This is a genomic window from Pseudomonas sp. C2.3V, assembly GCF_058536325.1.
Genome location: NZ_JBZUBN010000001.1, coordinates 2,765,374 through 2,780,974 on the forward strand (window position 1 = coordinate 2,765,374; position 15,601 = coordinate 2,780,974).

A 15,601-nucleotide genomic window follows, 5' to 3' on the forward strand; every position below is an offset into this window, starting at 1 on the left:
ATTGGTCACAAACAAGGCGTCGCACGGCGACACTAAACCTAAACTTTTCAGTGGTATAGCAGGTCAGACATAAGCGACTACTTTAAGTCGCTCTACAGTAGTCAAGTACGGGATATATTTATGCACAAGACGGAATCGGCTGTTCCAAGAGATCTACAAAACGCACCGACCTCGCTCTTCTCGATCATCCCGCTTGTGCCGAGTGCACACACTACGGCCAGTCCGGACAGATCGCATACCTACAAACCGGAATTTTTCAACGAGAGCGAATGGGCGCTGCTCAAGGCAGCTTGCGAACGCCTGACTGCCACGACCAATCAAGGCACCAGTGAATCCCTGGTCGATCTGCCTATTTTCATTGATCAGCATATGTTGTCGCCTTATGCGCACGGCGACCTGGATTGTCTGCAAGACCCTTTCACCGATGCACCCGCCAAACTTCCTCAGGGTCGCCAGCCGCTACGTGACCTGGTACGTGCCGGGCTTGCGGATCTGAATCGCTACAGTCAACAAACGCATCAGCAGCTTTTTACGGCACTGTCAGCCGAAGAGCAGCAGCATGTTTTGAGCAATGCCGAAGCCGGTCTTCTGGGCACGCAAGCCCAGGAATTCATTTCCCTGCTTCGCACTGAAATCGATCACAGTCGCTTCGCCCACTCGTTGTTTCCGGCATACGAACCTCTGTCTGCTTGAACCCTCTGAACCGAATAAAAAAAGCGCGCCTTCTGGCGCGCTTTTGCGTGGGGCTTTACTCCTGATCGAACCGCCGCTTCTTGAGCGGGCCGTCATGCAGATCACGCAGCTGCTTCTTGAGCACGGTCACTGATGGCGCATACAGGAAGCCAAACGAGACACATCCCTCCTTTCCATCCACGGCATGATGCATGCGATGGGCCTGATAGAGCCGCTTCAGGTATCCGCGACGCGGGACATATTTGAAAGGCCAGCGCTGATGGACAAGGCCGTCGTGAGCGATGAAATACAACAGCCCGTACGCCGTCATACCGGCACCAATCCACTCGATCCGGCCATAACCGGACGTGCCGAAATAAATCAGGGCGATAGCAAGGCCGGCGAATACAACGGCATAAAGGTCGTTTTTCTCGAACCAACCGGTGCGCGGCTCATGATGGGACTTGTGCCAGCCCCATCCCCAGCCGTGCATGATGTACTTGTGTGCGTACCAGGCAAACCACTCCATAAAGGCCACGGTGCCCAGCACGATTGAGGTATTGATTAAGATATCCATGTTCGGCTCCAGGATCGTCCTTCCACCTTACTGCCTGAAACCCATTTGCGCACGATCTGGATCAGGAAACCGGGTCGGACGTCACCAGCAGGGTCGACGGATTCCCGAGTAGAACGGAATCCGTTGGCAGGTGGACATTCAGTGCGGCAGAGCGCACCACAAAACGTACCTTTTTGCTGTGCATGGGTTCGCCGTCCAAATTCATATCGACCCCTTCGCTGGCGGAAACCTCAACCCAGGGTAACCGGGTACGAATGAACAGATCCTCGCTGGCAAATCCGCCTGAAAACCATGAGCCCAACGTTCCCATCAGATCCTGTGGCGTGGGCAGAATAGTTAGATCAAGCATGCCATCGTTGACGACTGCATTCGGGCACAGCACATGGCCGCCGCCGGCCTGCCGACCATTGCCAATCCCCATGGCCAGAAACTCGCCTTCCCATTCAAAATCCGGCCCTTCGAAACGACCATAGGCGGAGCGCACTTCCGCAAAGCGCGTAAGGCCTGTCAACAGATACGCCGTGCCACCCAGTACGCGCTTGAGTTCCGAGGACGTATTCGCCGTCACTTGTGAACCAAACCCGCCGGTGGCCATATTGAGAAACATCTCGCCGTCTGCTTCGATCAGATCGATGGGTTGCGCTGGCGTATCCAGTAGCGCCAGTGCCTCGGCAGGATCAGCTGGAATACCCGCCGCCCGGGCAAAGTCATTGGCAGTTCCCAGGGGCATCAGGGCCAACGACGCATCGGAGCGCGTACGAGCCAAGGCTTCGGCCACCAGCTTGAGCGTACCGTCGCCTCCGCCTGCTACCAGATGCGTATAACCTGCAGCGACTGCTTCCTCAACAAAACGGGCCGCATCGCCATTTTCCCAGGTGACTCGGACATCGACCGTTTTGCCGGTCGCACGTCGCGCCTCAACCGCTGCGCGGACATCGTCATTGGTGGCCTGATTACCATTGAGAATCAACAGTGTTTTTTCATTGGAATCGGAGACGGTGACAGGAACATTCATGAACAGAGCACCCAGCAAAGTCGAGTGTCAGTAGGACTACGTCAACGGGTCCACGTTCCTTGGGAGCGACTTGATTTGTGATGAAGCAACCGCTCTGAAACCGACCTGGGAAAGCCGATGCGTTCCCAGGTCGGCAAGACTTCAGCCAATCAGCTCACTCATGGGAATGAAGCCCACAAGATCACCTTCGGCGATGGTTCTTCCTTCACGTACCTCTACCAACCCGTCAGCCCATGCCGCCGTACGCAGGACATTGGAACCCTGGTCGCGATGAGGCACGACCCGGCCATTTTCAAGCCGCGCCCGCTGGTACTCGCGTCGCTCGCCCACGCGCGTCCAATTAAACCCTGCTGCCACTTCCAGCTTGAGGGGTTCAACATCCTGAACGCCCATCCGACGCAGCAGATAAGGACGCGCCAGCAGCCCGAACGTCACCAACGTAGACGCTGGATTGCCTGGCAGCCCGATGACCGGCACGCCGTTATAACGACCACAAGTGAGCGGCTTGCCTGGCTTGAGCGCCAGCTTCCAGAGGGTCAGCTCACCCGCCTCACGCAAGGCCTGGCCCAGGAAGTCCGCCTCGCCTACCGACACACCGCCGGTCGACAGGATCAGGTCCGCCGAGTGCAGCTGCGCTAATTGCTCACGGGTGCGCTCCAGATCATCCGGGAGGATGCCCGCATCAATCACCTCGCAGCCCAGACGCTTGAGCCAGGACGCCAACACCGTCCGGTTACTGTTGTAAATCTGTCCTGGCCCCAATGGCTTACCCGGCTCGACCAGCTCATCGCCGGTCGACAGGATCGCTACCCGGGGGCGCCTGAACACATCAAGAGCCGCGCAGCCCAACGACGCCGCAATACCCAGCTCGATCGGTCCCAGTCGCTTGCCAGCGTCCAGTACCGTATCGCCCTGGCGCGTCTCGTTACCCTTCAGGCGAACGTTTTTGCCTGTCTTGAGCGTCTCTACAAAGCGAATGCGGCCATCATCCAAGACTTCGGTGTTCTCCTGCATCTCCACTGTATCGGCACCTTCGGGCATGGGCGCCCCGGTAAAGATGCGTGCACAGGTGCCCGGCGTGAGCGGCTGCGGACTTTGCCCTGCAAAGATACGCTGACTGACAGGCAGCGGTTCGCCCTGAAGATCCTCAAAGCGCAGCGCGTACCCGTCCATGGCACTGTTGGACCATGGCGGCAGGTCGAGCTCCGCTATCACGGACCGGGCCAGAACGCGCCCCTCGGCCTCCGCCAGAGACACACGTTGCGTTTCGGTGATCGCGTCGGCATCAGCCATCGACAGGAGACGGGCCAATGCCTCTTCAATAGGTAACAGACTCATCCGCGCGGCCCGCAGGGTTCGGCCTTCTTCAGATGCGGCACAAAATTGCAGGGACGATGACGGTTGTCCAGCTGCTCAGCCAGAATGCCGTCCCAACCTGTACGGCAGGCACCCGTCGAACCCGGCAGGCAGCAGACCAGCGTACCGTTGGCCAAACCTGCCAGCGCACGGGACTGAACCGTGGACGTGCCGATGTCTGTCGCAGAGATCTGACGGAAATATTCACCAAAACCATCGACCTGCTTGTCCAGCAGGCAGGCTACCGCTTCCGGTGTGCTGTCGCGGCCGGTAAAACCGGTGCCCCCGGTGATGACAACGACCTGGACGGTATCATCGGCAATCCAGTTGGCTACCTGAGCGCGGATTTTGTAGAGATCATCCTTGAGCAGTACGCGTGCAGCCAGAAAATGTCCCGCCTCGGTCAGACGGTCAACCAGCAACTGTCCCGATGTATCGGTTTCGAAGGTACGGGTATCACTGACAGTCAGAACGGCAATATTCAGCGGTATAAAGACCGCATTGGCCTTAGAGCTCATAACAATCATCCAAAACGGCAGGTAAGAGACATTTTTATATCACAGGCAGGACTACCACGTAGCGATCCAGACAGAGACAAACCGTCGCCCCGCCACATAGAGCCAAGCCGCGCTACACTGACGGCCCGTATTCGAGCCTGGACGTTCCCATGACCACACGCCTTTCCGACTGCTCCATTCTTCTGCTTGCCGGTGGCCGTGGTCAGCGTATGGGTGGAAGGGATAAAGGCCTGGTGGAATGGCATGGCCTTCCGCTGATCGAGCATATGCACAAGGTGGTCCGCCCCCTGACAGATGACCTCATTATTTCCTGTAACCGTAATGCCGAGCGCTACGCCCGGTACGCCGATCAGATCGTCAATGATGCCGAGCCCGACTTTCCCGGCCCGCTGGCCGGTATCCGTGCAGGGCTCAGGGCAGCTCGTCATCGCTGGCTGATCCTTCTGCCGTGCGATGCTCCGCGCATTGATCGTGATCTGCTTGCCCAGCTACACCGCTGCGCACAGGAGGCACCTGATGCTCCGGTCATGGTGCGTCAGGGAAATTTCTGGGAGCCCTTGTTTTCACTTATTCCTACCCGCTTGAAAGATCGAGTGGAAGAAGCCTGGCAGGCAGGCGAGCGCAGCCCCCGGGGTGTATTCATTCCATTGGGTGCCCGGGCGCTAATGATTGCAGAGCATGATCAGCGTCTCGCCAATGTAAATGATGAACACAGCCTGCTTGTCCTTTCATCGGAACCTGGCGGGAAGTGATAGGTCAGAATGTTGTTAAACGTGCGTTTAAAAGGAGACTGCACATGAGAACCCGGATTCTACCTGCCTGCTTGCTGGCTCTTGGTTTTACCGTCCTGGCCGGTTGCTCTACGCCTTCAGTGATCACGTTGAACGACGGGCGTGAGATCCAGGCGGTAGATACACCCAAGTACGACGATGACTCGGGTTTCTATGAGTTCGAACAACTGGACGGCAAGCCTGCCCGCATCAATAAAGATCAGGTCCGCACCATCAAGGAACTGTAAAGGTTTGCAGAGGGTACGCAAAAAATTTCACCTAAAACCTTGTCTCTAAAATGTTTTTAGGTAAAATGCGCGCCATCTTTCGGAGCGTAGCGCAGCTTGGTAGCGCGTCTCGTTCGGGACGAGAAGGTCGCTGGTTCGAATCCAGTCGCTCCGACCAGTATCCCGGTCTAACTCTGTTTAGACCAGCAAAGCCCGCCTTGTGCGGGTTTTGTTGTTTATGACCTTAATGTTTTTGGCAGCATTTTGCCGTACACCTCGTCCTTTGCCTCCCACATAAGCGCCCTGTTCACGTAATATCCCGCCTCCGGTTGTGTTTACCTGTAAAAGGAAGCGATCCTGCCCTGTGCTCGGCGGGGTCAGCTCGGCTTATGAAAAATATCTTTTCCGCTTTCCTGCTCGCCCTGACCGCGGCGAGCCTTTCTGTGCATGCGGCCGCTCGCCCTGTGCCGCAACCTCCCCCTGCACTTCAGTTGTTTTGCGCTAAGGGTGCTCTGGACGTTGTCGAAAAAATCGGCCCTGTTTATGAAGAAACCTTTGGCAGAAAGCTTGTCAGCCATGTAGCGCCGGCACGTGGCAACGATGCCACCACCATTCCTAGTCGACTGGCCGAAGGTGAGCGGGCCGATGTCTTTTTGCTGGACCGCATGGCCATTTCCAAACTGCAGCAGCAGGGTCATATTGATCCAGACAGCTGCGCTGATTTCGGAAAGTCCTATATTGCGCTTGCAGTCCCCCACGGCCAAGGCCATCCGGCCATGACAAGCATGGAAGAATTCAAACAGATTCTGCTGGATACCAAATCAATTGCCTACTCCGAGAGTGCTAGCGGTTTGTATCTGGAAAATGTTCTGTTCAACCTCATGGGTATCAAGGAGCGAATTGCGCCCAAGTTGAAAAGAATCACGAACGAGTCAGTGGGCGACGCCATTGCCCGGGGTGAGGCGGAAATCGGTCTGGAACAGGTCAGCGAGCTGAGTCCTTTGCAGGGCGTCGATATCGTAGGACTCATACCCGATCAGGCGCAGAAGATGACGCTATACACCGCCTGCATGGCACCTGACACGCCCCATCCTGAAGAGGCCCGCCAGTTCATCAAGTACATCAGCTCCAATGCTTCATTCGAGCTGATCAAAGCCAGTGGATTGCAGCCCCTTGTCGATCCTGACTACGAGCTGCACTTCAAGAAAGGTTGATTACCCACTGCCGGGGCGTTTACAAAAGCCCCGCCTCATTCTGCCTGGATGGTAAACAAGCGCTCACCTTTAGCTGTTACCGCTGTGCCTTCATTGATGTCTGCCAGGTAATTGTCGTCCATGTCATACACCTGCTCGCCCTCGATGCGGTAGATCAACCTATCCTGATCATCCGAAGCGCGTACAAAGCCGTCATTGTCAATCAGACCAATCTGAACGGCTTTGTCGCCGTATCCAAATACCAGGTAGCGCCCTTGACTGTAATCGGCAGCCATCTCGTTTCCTCCAAGCATTAGGGTTGCCCGATGGACAACCTCTATTCAACAGCTGTCGCTCCGTATGAACAACAGTACGTTCTGAAGATTGGAGTCACGCTCCAGGCAAGAGTGCCGAAAAGTCCCGATCAGAACGAGCTGACTACCAGAGTCATGACAGGCCGACTATCCGACAATGGATGGACCTTGAGCCGAGCGCCGGTGCTACAGATGATGATCGAATGGTGGCTGCCCAGCATCGGCTTATGTTTGACGACTTCAGGGCAATCAAAGCCAAATGTCTTGCTAGCATGCCAGGCAAGATCGGCCTTGCTCAGATTCTGGCTCGTATTGGCCTTTTGAGGCTGGGTGTTGTAAAGCGACTGATCCGCGCGTGTAAGCTCGGCATGAACAGACCAGGATAACGACGATGCCAGCAATAGAACTGCAAACTCTTTGCGCATGAGAACTCTCTTGAACTGCCCGTGCAGCTTTGAACGTTCACTCCTTAATAAATAGCCAGCTATCACCTGAGGCACACCAGAAGCGTTTAGCGCTTGCGACCTACAACCTTCGCAACGACTAACGCATCCTCGATGGCCATCTGCACATCCCCGACAAGATCAGCCGAAACCCACTTGTCTGAGCTGATGACATCGAGCTTGGCCTGCTCTGCAATGGTGTCGGTATCAACACCTAGCTTCAGGGCTGCTCCAAAAACAGAGGCCAGGGCCTGGCTATACACAACCAATATCCTGTCAGTCATGAATACTTACCTATCATCTTGAGCATCTAGGTGAACGTTCAGCACAACCTCAGTGACACTCCTTTGTCAGCACTGCGAACGGGCGGGGCAAAGCCTGCACCTTTCAAGTAATAGCTGATAAATTCAAGGACTTCCCGAGAATTTCAAACCATCCATCAGCTTGGCTTAAAGCACGCCGGAAAAGCTCCGATAACCTTTTAGCAAGCAGTTCACCCCTACTTCTGCTTGTCTCCATGGTCTTTAAGCCTCGACTCGTCGAGGCTTTTTTCTTTCAGCGCCAGTGCCTGCTCATCCTTACATTGGTATAGCAAGCACCATGCCTGAAAAAACGCCTGATTTCCGGCACTCGGCCGCTTCCAGCCATAAAAACGTCTATCAGAAGCATTTCACGCTAGCGGCCTGAACTAATTTTGCGTTTACGGTCATACCAGAACGCGCTGTCAGCGTGTCCGTCCCCACATGGAAGTAGCGGCAATCCTATGAACACTCTCGCCCTCTGGCTTACCTCCCTTGGCTTGGTTGCCCTGGCAATGCCCTACGAAGGGCTTTACGCCTGCAGTACCTATACGTGGTGTTATACCCAGAACCCTATATGGCTCCCGCTCTGCATCGTTGTGACACTGATGTCGTTCTGGATTTACAAAAGAGAGGGCGCATCCGGTCAGCCTCGGCGACAGAACACGGATCGATCATCCAGCAGTCTTCAGGCTTGGCCGTCTGCGCCAAAAGACCTCACCTAATAAGATGCTATCTGCTCATCGTCCGCTCGTGCTATTACCTTGCGCAACGGCAGTGTGGCTCAGGCACTGCCTGGAAAGGTTCTCGGACAAGGCGGGACGGCTACTAAGCTAAACGGCTAAGCCGAGCCTGGCTCAGACATCTGGCGATGACGCTCAGCTTTTTCCTGCTCAGACTCGGTGCGATTGGGACCTTCGCCTTCCTGCTCAACTTCCGGCCCGCCCCCGTAGACCTCGGCTTGCCCGGCCATCAAGGCATTGAATCCCTGCTGCGCCACCAATGCAGGATCATTCTTCTTGCCTGAGCCTACCTGAGTATCGTCCTCACCGGCCCGGTGGAAAAAGTTGGTTTCGGTCGGTCCCGGCATCAATACCGTTACGCTCACACCGGTTCCCTTCATCTCATTGCCAATGGCATTTCCAAACGACCGCACAAAGGCCTTGGACGCTCCGTATACCGCCTCGAACGGAACAGGTGAGGTTCCTGAAATCGAAGAGGTTAAAAGCATACGACCTCGCCCTTGAGCCACCATGTCCCGACTGAATAACTTGGCAAGGTGTACTACAGACACCACATTGATCTGAATGAGGTTAAGTTCGCTCTCCAGCGTCGTCTCCGCCTCGGTATCCGGTACGAAACTGCCGCCAACGCCTACACCCGCATTGATGGCAATCGCATCAACTGGGCGGTTCAATGCACGAAACGCCGAATAAAGCTGCTCTACTCCTTCATAGGTTGCGAGGTCAACCGCCGCACACTCGACCTGAGCGCCTAGGGCCTGCAATGTCTGCCGGGCCTCATCCAGGCCTTTGCCCCGCGACGCGATAAGCAGGTCGAAGCCGTTCTGAGCGAATTGCCGTGCCAGCTCCAGCCCTATGCCATTCGAGGCACCTGTTACCACCGCCAGAGGTTTGTTCGTCTGAGTCATGCGGGTTACTCCATAAGGGTCATAAGCGGTATGACCTACTGGAGGCCGGGGCGACTCCCTAACCAACCGTATAAAAGTAGCCTGTCGCCACTACAAAACAGTTCTGGCAGCGAGTCGGTAGCCACGCCAAACCATAGGGTGAAAATAAAACTTCACCTGCCCTTGAACAAACGAATCGCCTCCCCCATCTATGTAAGTGCCGAAAGAGGAAAGCCCGCTTTCTTCAGATTCTGCCTTTTACTATCAGGCACTTGACAACTCGGCTGTTCATTTATACAGTGAGCAGTACTCATCAAGGGGGCGATTAGGATTCGACGCCGGTAACAAAACTTGAGGAGCATGCCGAGCTGGTAGCAGACCTCGTAAATTAGCTGCTGCAAACTTATAGTTGCCAACGACGACAACTACGCTCTAGCTGCTTAACGCGGCTAGCAGTCGCTAGGGGATGCCTGTAAACCCGAAACGACTGTCAGACAGAACAGGATCGCCGCCAAGTTCGCTGTAGACGTAACGGCTAAAACTTATACAGATCGCCCCAAGCGCCCTGCCCATCGGGCCGCTAAGGGTTAACTCTAGTAGATTGGGCTAAGCATGTAGCGCCAAGAGCGGAGAGCTGGCGGACGGGGGTTCAAATCCCCCCGCCTCCACCAAGCATAAAGGGCTAGCCAAACGGCTAGCCCTTTTTTATTGCCTAAAATCAGCTACTGTTAGAAATAAGGCGATACAATGGCATTTTGATATTTTAATGTTCCACAGTCTGCACCATGGCAGGCGCTACTAACGACATGGTTGGATAATGAAATACAAGGCTTGGTTACTCGCCATAGCAGGATGCCTGGCTTCCCAGGTCGTCCATGCAGGTGAGCTGACGGATGAGAATGACGAGTTCAGAGAGCGGCGCTCCGTAATCTGGACGGGTGATAAATCTGCCAACGATCTGGTGTTTACCGTATCGGCTAGCCAGGCGACAACAAGCTCAGGCGGAAAGATCACAACATACATTGCCAAGCTGTCCAGCATTGGCAACGAAGCCCGCTTTGGCGATTGCCGCTTTGCTCGCTGGACGATTGACGGCAAGGTCTTCTATGAAATGGAAGGCAAATACAAGCTCAACACCTTTCGTGACATCTACGGCGAAGACTTCACGACGCCCGTGACCCGGGAAGCGCTCGAGTACGTTGCGTCCGGCCAGCGCGTGGAATACAGGGCTTGCGATGTTAAAGGCAAGCTATCTGACGATGATCTCGAAGGGCTTCAGCGCCTCTTGGATGTTACCGAAGGCTGACCTTTCCATCAGCAACTGGGCATTATTCGCACTATGCAATTACCGCTCATTTCAGACTAAAGGCTAACCGGAGTTAGCCGATACCGTAGATACCAGGCAGCAACGTGAGCTGCCGCACTCATTCGTGAGTAGTCTAAGACGCTGCTAAGGATAGAAAAGTGTTCTACTGTCTCGGCCTGATACTCTTTGCTGCAGGATCCTTCTGCCTGTTTTTTGCGCCAGAGGACCTTCAAATCGTTATCGAGGGTGTATTGCTGATGGCTATCGGCTTTACTTACATTCTTGAAGGCAAACGCAGCCAGCGCAAGCTAAAGGCACTGGCATCCTGCCGCTATTCAAGTCTGCATATTCCCGGTCGATAATAAGGCGGGTCTGGCAGTTTCCCTCTCTTTCTGCCCGACCCTAAGCCCCGAGCAATCGGGGCTTTTTATTGCCTGCGTCTATCACGGCTGAGCATGCAGATAAAGACGCATCAAATGAAAACAGGGTCTTTTAAGAAGCCCCATACAAAAAGGGGATGTTCATGACATCCCCTTTCTCTAGTGCCTTATCGCCGCTGTGCTTAGGCGGCTTGCCCTTCCAGCGCAGGCTTTTCATCGGCACTCAACTGACCGTTGATGGCGATGCGTTTGGGCTTGGCCTCTTCCGGTACTTCACGTACCAGATCGATGTTGAGCAGGCCATTCTTCAAGCTCGCGCCCTTCACCTCGATATGATCAGCCAGGCGGAAGGACAGCTTGAAGGCACGCTGGGCGATGCCCTGGTGCAAGTAGGTCACGCTGTCGGCGCTCTTCTCACGGCGGCCGCTCTTCACGGTCAACACGCCCCGCTCCACTTCAAGCTCAAGGTCGTCTTCGGCAAGGCCGGCAGCCGCAATCACGATGCGATAGCGATCGTCGCCGTGCTTTTCCACGTTATAGGGTGGGTAGGAGCTACCCGACTCGTTGCGCAGCGCGGATTCGAACAGGTCATTGAAGCGGTCAAATCCAACGGAATGGCGGAACAAGGGAGCAAGAGAGAATGCAGTGTTCATATAGGGAATCTCCTGAGTCATCAGCAAGTTTCAACGCAAGGCCCGGCTTCGGCGCCCCGCAGAATTCCATATAGGAACCCGCTCGCTTTTTTCAAGCAGTACGCCCGACGAACGGTAATTCATGGATCTATAGTCGGACTGATTGAATCAGATAAATCAAACAGAATGGAGCAGGATTTAATCCTGATAGACGACGTTGGCGACCAATAAACCATCTTTTGGGCGATAGCCTATTCACGAACAGCCATAGAGACTTGGCCCGTTTTGCCTGATTGCCATGAGCGTTAGGGCGAAACTCCAGGCTGGCGTCCCGAGGGGCAGGCAGTGCGGGCGATCCGTGCATGGACGTTATCAACGATCAAGGAGAGAGTCTCTATGTTCAGTTTGAAACCTCTTGTACTGGCGGTATCTGCTCTGACCAGCTTTTCGGCCATGGCAGCATTCGATTCGGCCACACTAACTCAGGAAGGCAATAACAACGAAGTAACCCTCAACCAAAGCGCCGGAACCTACAACACGGCGACGCAGACGCAAACCGGCGATGACAATCAGGCTATTGCCGAACAGACAAACAGTAACAACAGCACGATAGAGCAGGTTCAAGCTGGCAACGGCAACCTAAGCCGAGCAACTCAGGCCTATGCCGAAGGGAGCAACGTCACCACTGACCAGAACGGCAGCAACAACACGGTACTGGCAGGACAGGATGACGTTTCAACCAGTACGATTACCGTCACTCAAGGCGGTGATGCCCATACGGTAGCTGTCCAGCAGATCGGTACGACCGACTCTACCGTTACGGTCTATCAGGAGGGTTCTGGACATACCGCATCCATTACCCAGGCGGGCTCAAACAATCTGGCTGAAGCCTATACCTACGGCAGCAATAACACGGTGAATGCCAGTCAGCAAGGCGCCTTCATGGGCGGTCAATACGGCTCGGATCTAACGATGTTTTTTGGGCAGAGCGGTGATTCGAACGTGGTGAATGCCAGCCAGCAAGGATTCGATAATGAACTCTGGACCGGCCAGTATGATGCGAATAACACCATAACGGTTGAGCAGTCCGGCTTTGGTAACGGTCTTCGACTCGCTCAAGATGAAAACAATAACGTCATGACCAGCGAGCAGGCTGGAAGGAACAATACGCAGGCCATGAATCAGTCCGGCAACAACAACGAATTGAATATCAGCCAGGACGGTATGGACCAGCGCGCAACCTTGATCAGCCAGGGAGACAACAACGAAGTCAACATCACCCAGAACGGTACGATTGGAGGGGTAGATATCACGCAGACAGGGAATGACAACCTCGTCAGTACCACCCAGAGCGGAGACTTCCTGCTCTCTACCATCACCCAGACCGGCGATGTAAACCAAATTCAGCTCAACCAGACCAACGCTTGGAGTCAGGCCTATATCCAGCAAACAGGAACAGGCAACTCCGCAACGGTTAGCCAGTAATCGTAACGTCCAGGCGGCTGGCTAATCGGGGGCAGCCGCTTTCCATTTCATAATTCACCATCCATCTGCTCGTAACGGTCCTTACATAACCTTTACCTTCCTCCTCTTTTTCTTTACAGCGCTTCGTTGTTTTATTGGATGGCCGGATTTTCATACAGCCGGGCTCCCGAGGAGGAGACTTTCATGATTCGCCAGTTACCCAAGATTGCGCTTCTGGTAGGTTGCCTCGCTGCGGCTGGCCAAGCTTCCGCTCACGGTGGGCACGGCCCAGGGCCTGCCATTTTCGGGGCCGTGGTTGGGGCAGTCGTTGGCGGAGCGATTGTGGCTAACTCACGCGCAGCTGAAGCGCCTGTCTACGTACAGGCGGCTCCACCGCCGCCCCCGCCACAGGTGGTTTACTACCCGGCGCAGCCTGTCTATTACGAGACCCAGGTTGTACGCGTAGCTCCTGCTCCGCCGCCACATTATTACTATGGCCCGCCACCTGGCTATTACGGCCCCCCGCCGCGCTGGTAGCTGAAAGAAGCCTCGCTTGATGCGAGGCTTCTTTTTATGAGGCCAAGGCGCTGCTGATCCACAGCCGTTGCAATGACGCACAGGCGCTAAAGGTTCGAATGCTGAGCGCCTTAGCCTTCGCTCATTGAACCCTCTCCGCAGACTCACGTACCACCGACCGCACATGGCTGATCACAAAACGACTTTCCGGGAGAGCTGGAATACGCGTGATATCGATCGAAAGATCCTGCGGGGGTACGTCATAACGCATCCACTGCGTAAGCGCCTTGACTGCCACCTTTAGCAGCTCGATCGTAATCCACTCACCGGGGCAGCGATGGTTCTGATGATGGTCGCCACCGCCTTGAGTGACAAAACCGAACGGGTTTTCATCCCAAGTCAGAAACCGCTCAGGATCAAATCGCTCAGGGTCCTTCCAGATTCTCGCATCGTGATTGATGCCATAGAGATCCAGCAGAACGCGAGTTCCCTTGGTAAAGGGATAGCCTTTCCACTCGAAGTTCTTGCGAACACGCGCCACTGTAAAGGGAAAGAACGAAAAGACGCGCCGCACTTCTTGTACAAAGGGTTCCAGCATGCTCGGCTCGTCGCGCAGCCGTTGTTGCCACTCGGGGTGCTTGTTCAGGGCCCAGGCAGCAAAGACTACAAAGCGTGCAACCGCTACGGCAGGCCTCAGCACATTGAGAATTTCGACCGCAGCCGTTTTAGGGTCAAGCTGGTTGCCATCACTGTCCTTATGGTGGCTGAAGACGTACAAGGCCGTTTGCGGAGCCGGATTCAACGCACCCTGACGCACCTGCGTGACGAGATCTGCAATCCAGGCTTCAGCTTCTTTGCGAGCCTTTCGGCCATTGAGGTGCCGAAGCCCTATCCCACCCGCGCCATCAATCAGAGCGGTGAGCTGCAAACGGCGCTTGGCTACGTCACCCTCGGGCAGCGGCACGCCGGACCACTCACAAACGACCCGGCAGAGCTGAAACTGGGCTGCATAGAGCAGGATAACTTCGTGATTACCGGTCCAGGCGGAAATGTCTCGCTGCCATTGCTCGGCGTACCGGGCCGTCAGTCGTTGGATATTGTCGGGCGTCATCAATGACATGAACATCTGCTTGCGCACGCGGTGCGCCTGCCCGTCCAGCCCTTGAATGGAGCCAAAGCCAAACAGGGTCTTTTTCAACATACGGGGGGCGGCCGCTTCCCGCATGAAAAGCGACTCGTCGTAAAATAGCCTGGCCCCCTCCTCCCCGGACAGACAGATAGTGTTCTGCATGAGCAGGCGCGCCTGAAAGACATCGCTCTGGTAACGACGGCAGCGCTCAGGGATGTAGCGGTATCCCTCCTTGAGCAAGGTGATAGAGCTGTCCAGATGGGGGTCTTTAGGGATCGCTGACATAAACGACGGCACTCCAATTGATCGACTTGCACATTGCCGTAACGCTCTGCCGATGGGCAGGCGAACGCACGCGTGATGCCTTAATCGACCCTGCAGACACGCCAAAGGTGCTGTATGTAGCGACCAGCCGTCAGACTAGCGAAAGCTGCGGCTTAGAAAAGGGGACCCTTTCAAACCAAACCGCCAGGGCACATCGCGCGCCTTGGTGATACCGATCCGTGGCCCTGAAATCGTCTCAAAAGGCGCTGTCGGTGCGGCCAATTCGAGGCCTGGCGACTCCAGTACAAGCCCGTCGTGCTCTCCGGTAATTCCCAGAGCCTGACACACACGCCCTGGGCCTGCACATAGCAGGCGTAGCGTATCGAGTCCGCGGCGCTCACGCATGATGTCAATTCCTTCCAAGGGCTCCAATGCGCGGATCAGCACACCCGCCCCATGCCCCGTGTCGCAGCAGACGATGTTCAGGCACCAGTGGATGCCGTAGGAGCGATAGACATAGAGATGGCCTGGCGGCCCAAACATGGTGGCGTTACGCCGCGTAAGCCCGGAAAAGCTATGGGAGGCTGGGTCTTCGCGATCATAGGCTTCGGTCTCGACGATCCGCCCGCCTACACCATTAACGGTAAAAACCCAGCCAATCAGTTGATGTGCCACTTCATGAGCAGGAGATGCAAAATCAATCGGTACAGTCATGGTCATATTGCCTATACAGTCATAGAGACACATGACACTCCTGAGGACCTCAGGTGCCGTTGAACGATCATTCCAGATTGAACGTGTGCAACCTTATCGGCCGATCTTGACGTTGCTTTAACAGGCATTTTCTAAACGCTTGGTAGGAATTTTTAATATCTGACATGTATCACAAAACCCAT

At 55.2% G+C, this 15,601-nt stretch carries 19 protein-coding genes, 1 tRNA gene and 1 other RNA gene; 10 read left to right on the forward strand and 11 right to left on the reverse strand.

What is annotated here, in order from left to right; genetic code table 11:
- Window positions 1-120 precede the first annotated feature (120 nt).
- A complete protein-coding gene (locus AC4LF3_RS13110; RefSeq protein ID WP_125889267.1) occupies window positions 121-693 on the forward strand; it encodes a gluconate 2-dehydrogenase subunit 3 family protein in 573 nt (190 codons plus the stop codon).
- A 55-nt stretch (window positions 694-748) separates the two neighbouring features.
- Here AC4LF3_RS13110 and AC4LF3_RS13115 read toward each other — a convergent pair whose 3' ends face one another.
- From AC4LF3_RS13115 to moaB, 4 genes are all read right to left on the reverse strand, one after another.
- Entirely contained in the window at window positions 749-1,249 is a 501-nt protein-coding gene (locus AC4LF3_RS13115) for a sterol desaturase family protein (protein WP_312510146.1), read from the reverse strand.
- Between the two features lie 61 nt (window positions 1,250-1,310).
- Entirely contained in the window at window positions 1,311-2,264 is a 954-nt protein-coding gene (yegS, locus tag AC4LF3_RS13120; protein ID WP_150347000.1) for a lipid kinase YegS, read from the reverse strand.
- Between the two features lie 141 nt (window positions 2,265-2,405).
- Window positions 2,406-3,602, reverse strand: a complete 1,197-nt coding sequence (locus tag AC4LF3_RS13125; protein ID WP_312271016.1) for a molybdopterin molybdotransferase MoeA — start codon at window positions 3,600-3,602, stop codon at window positions 2,406-2,408.
- On the reverse strand, window positions 3,599-4,138 hold the full coding sequence (gene moaB / locus AC4LF3_RS13130) for a molybdenum cofactor biosynthesis protein B (RefSeq protein WP_491835444.1): 540 nt from the start codon (window positions 4,136-4,138) through the stop codon (window positions 3,599-3,601). Before moaB ends, AC4LF3_RS13125 begins: the two co-directional genes overlap by 4 nt.
- Window positions 4,139-4,287: 149 nt before the next feature.
- On the opposite strand from moaB, the gene mobA reads away from it, so the two are divergent.
- The 4 genes from mobA (at window position 4,288) to AC4LF3_RS13150 (ending at window position 6,349) form a co-directional block, all read left to right on the forward strand.
- Entirely contained in the window at window positions 4,288-4,890 is a 603-nt protein-coding gene (mobA, locus tag AC4LF3_RS13135; protein WP_219652409.1) for a molybdenum cofactor guanylyltransferase MobA, read from the forward strand.
- A 44-nt stretch (window positions 4,891-4,934) separates the two neighbouring features.
- Complete coding sequence (locus tag AC4LF3_RS13140; RefSeq protein ID WP_122042123.1) at window positions 4,935-5,156, forward strand: YgdI/YgdR family lipoprotein; 222 nt, start codon at window positions 4,935-4,937, stop codon at window positions 5,154-5,156.
- 80 nt (window positions 5,157-5,236) lie between these two features.
- Window positions 5,237-5,313: transfer RNA gene (locus AC4LF3_RS13145), tRNA-Pro, on the forward strand.
- A 211-nt stretch (window positions 5,314-5,524) separates the two neighbouring features.
- Window positions 5,525-6,349 (forward strand): molybdate ABC transporter substrate-binding protein, encoded by an 825-nt coding sequence (locus AC4LF3_RS13150; RefSeq protein WP_434140045.1) that lies wholly within the window; start codon window positions 5,525-5,527, stop codon window positions 6,347-6,349.
- A 35-nt stretch (window positions 6,350-6,384) separates the two neighbouring features.
- Here the strand turns inward: AC4LF3_RS13150 and AC4LF3_RS13155 are convergent, their stop codons facing one another.
- The 4 genes from AC4LF3_RS13155 to AC4LF3_RS13170 form a co-directional block, all read right to left on the reverse strand.
- Entirely contained in the window at window positions 6,385-6,624 is a 240-nt protein-coding gene (locus AC4LF3_RS13155) for a hypothetical protein (protein ID WP_312510142.1), read from the reverse strand.
- Window positions 6,625-6,752: 128 nt separating this feature from the next.
- On the reverse strand, window positions 6,753-7,067 hold the full coding sequence (locus tag AC4LF3_RS13160; RefSeq protein WP_122042121.1) for a hypothetical protein: 315 nt from the start codon (window positions 7,065-7,067) through the stop codon (window positions 6,753-6,755).
- A gap of 86 nt (window positions 7,068-7,153) precedes the next feature.
- Window positions 7,154-7,369: a hypothetical protein gene (locus AC4LF3_RS13165; protein ID WP_010795032.1), complete on the reverse strand. Its 216-nt coding sequence runs from the start codon at window positions 7,367-7,369 to the stop codon at window positions 7,154-7,156.
- 856 nt (window positions 7,370-8,225) lie between these two features.
- On the reverse strand, window positions 8,226-9,035 hold the full coding sequence (locus AC4LF3_RS13170) for an SDR family NAD(P)-dependent oxidoreductase (protein WP_074823659.1): 810 nt from the start codon (window positions 9,033-9,035) through the stop codon (window positions 8,226-8,228).
- Between the two features lie 296 nt (window positions 9,036-9,331).
- On the opposite strand from AC4LF3_RS13170, the gene ssrA reads away from it, so the two are divergent.
- The 3 genes from ssrA (at window position 9,332) to AC4LF3_RS13185 (ending at window position 10,682) form a co-directional block, all read left to right on the forward strand.
- Window positions 9,332-9,685: a transfer-messenger RNA gene (gene ssrA, locus AC4LF3_RS13175) on the forward strand.
- Between the two features lie 146 nt (window positions 9,686-9,831).
- A complete protein-coding gene (locus AC4LF3_RS13180) occupies window positions 9,832-10,320 on the forward strand; it encodes a hypothetical protein (protein WP_122042119.1) in 489 nt (162 codons plus the stop codon).
- Between the two features lie 158 nt (window positions 10,321-10,478).
- Window positions 10,479-10,682: a hypothetical protein gene (locus tag AC4LF3_RS13185; RefSeq protein ID WP_122042118.1), complete on the forward strand. Its 204-nt coding sequence runs from the start codon at window positions 10,479-10,481 to the stop codon at window positions 10,680-10,682.
- Window positions 10,683-10,882: 200 nt separating this feature from the next.
- Here the strand turns inward: AC4LF3_RS13185 and AC4LF3_RS13190 are convergent, their stop codons facing one another.
- Entirely contained in the window at window positions 10,883-11,353 is a 471-nt protein-coding gene (locus tag AC4LF3_RS13190; protein ID WP_150346992.1) for an Hsp20 family protein, read from the reverse strand.
- A gap of 375 nt (window positions 11,354-11,728) precedes the next feature.
- Here AC4LF3_RS13190 and AC4LF3_RS13195 point away from each other — a divergent pair, with 375 nt between their 5' ends.
- Together AC4LF3_RS13195 and AC4LF3_RS13200 are read left to right on the forward strand one after the other, a co-directional pair.
- A complete protein-coding gene (locus tag AC4LF3_RS13195; protein WP_491835445.1) occupies window positions 11,729-12,817 on the forward strand; it encodes a hypothetical protein in 1,089 nt (362 codons plus the stop codon).
- Between the two features lie 183 nt (window positions 12,818-13,000).
- Window positions 13,001-13,333, forward strand: coding sequence for a hypothetical protein (locus tag AC4LF3_RS13200; protein ID WP_010795044.1), 333 nt, complete (start codon window positions 13,001-13,003; stop codon window positions 13,331-13,333).
- A gap of 121 nt (window positions 13,334-13,454) precedes the next feature.
- Here the strand turns inward: AC4LF3_RS13200 and AC4LF3_RS13205 are convergent, their stop codons facing one another.
- Window positions 13,455-14,726, reverse strand: coding sequence for a cytochrome P450 (locus AC4LF3_RS13205; protein WP_491835446.1), 1,272 nt, complete (start codon window positions 14,724-14,726; stop codon window positions 13,455-13,457).
- 135 nt (window positions 14,727-14,861) lie between these two features.
- Window positions 14,862-15,419 carry a DNA-3-methyladenine glycosylase gene (locus tag AC4LF3_RS13210; RefSeq protein ID WP_312271011.1) on the reverse strand — a complete coding sequence of 186 codons (558 nt, stop codon included), beginning with the start codon at window positions 15,417-15,419 and terminating at the stop codon, window positions 14,862-14,864.
- Window positions 15,420-15,601: the final 182 nt, after the last annotated feature.

What these genes read in the sequence shown, in the direction of transcription:
- moaB (WP_491835444.1), bottom strand. Translation starts at nt 4,138, where the DNA reads ATGAGCTCTAAGGCCAATGCGGTCTTTATACCGCTGAATATTGCCGTT.
- AC4LF3_RS13140 (WP_122042123.1), top strand. Translation starts at nt 4,935, where the DNA reads ATGAGAACCCGGATTCTACCTGCCTGCTTGCTGGCTCTTGGTTTTACC.
- AC4LF3_RS13190 (WP_150346992.1), bottom strand. Translation starts at nt 11,353, where the DNA reads ATGAACACTGCATTCTCTCTTGCTCCCTTGTTCCGCCATTCCGTTGGA.
- AC4LF3_RS13125 (WP_312271016.1), bottom strand. Translation starts at nt 3,602, where the DNA reads ATGAGTCTGTTACCTATTGAAGAGGCATTGGCCCGTCTCCTGTCGATG.
- AC4LF3_RS13205 (WP_491835446.1), bottom strand. Translation starts at nt 14,726, where the DNA reads ATGTCAGCGATCCCTAAAGACCCCCATCTGGACAGCTCTATCACCTTG.
- AC4LF3_RS13110 (WP_125889267.1), top strand. Translation starts at nt 121, where the DNA reads ATGCACAAGACGGAATCGGCTGTTCCAAGAGATCTACAAAACGCACCG.
- AC4LF3_RS13165 (WP_010795032.1), bottom strand. Translation starts at nt 7,369, where the DNA reads ATGACTGACAGGATATTGGTTGTGTATAGCCAGGCCCTGGCCTCTGTT.
- yegS (WP_150347000.1), bottom strand. Translation starts at nt 2,264, where the DNA reads ATGAATGTTCCTGTCACCGTCTCCGATTCCAATGAAAAAACACTGTTG.
- AC4LF3_RS13115 (WP_312510146.1), bottom strand. Translation starts at nt 1,249, where the DNA reads ATGGATATCTTAATCAATACCTCAATCGTGCTGGGCACCGTGGCCTTT.
- AC4LF3_RS13170 (WP_074823659.1), bottom strand. Translation starts at nt 9,035, where the DNA reads ATGACTCAGACGAACAAACCTCTGGCGGTGGTAACAGGTGCCTCGAAT.
- AC4LF3_RS13200 (WP_010795044.1), top strand. Translation starts at nt 13,001, where the DNA reads ATGATTCGCCAGTTACCCAAGATTGCGCTTCTGGTAGGTTGCCTCGCT.
- AC4LF3_RS13160 (WP_122042121.1), bottom strand. Translation starts at nt 7,067, where the DNA reads ATGCGCAAAGAGTTTGCAGTTCTATTGCTGGCATCGTCGTTATCCTGG.
- mobA (WP_219652409.1), top strand. Translation starts at nt 4,288, where the DNA reads ATGACCACACGCCTTTCCGACTGCTCCATTCTTCTGCTTGCCGGTGGC.
- AC4LF3_RS13155 (WP_312510142.1), bottom strand. Translation starts at nt 6,624, where the DNA reads ATGGCTGCCGATTACAGTCAAGGGCGCTACCTGGTATTTGGATACGGC.
- AC4LF3_RS13180 (WP_122042119.1), top strand. Translation starts at nt 9,832, where the DNA reads ATGAAATACAAGGCTTGGTTACTCGCCATAGCAGGATGCCTGGCTTCC.
- AC4LF3_RS13195 (WP_491835445.1), top strand. Translation starts at nt 11,729, where the DNA reads ATGTTCAGTTTGAAACCTCTTGTACTGGCGGTATCTGCTCTGACCAGC.
- AC4LF3_RS13150 (WP_434140045.1), top strand. Translation starts at nt 5,525, where the DNA reads ATGAAAAATATCTTTTCCGCTTTCCTGCTCGCCCTGACCGCGGCGAGC.
- AC4LF3_RS13210 (WP_312271011.1), bottom strand. Translation starts at nt 15,419, where the DNA reads ATGACTGTACCGATTGATTTTGCATCTCCTGCTCATGAAGTGGCACAT.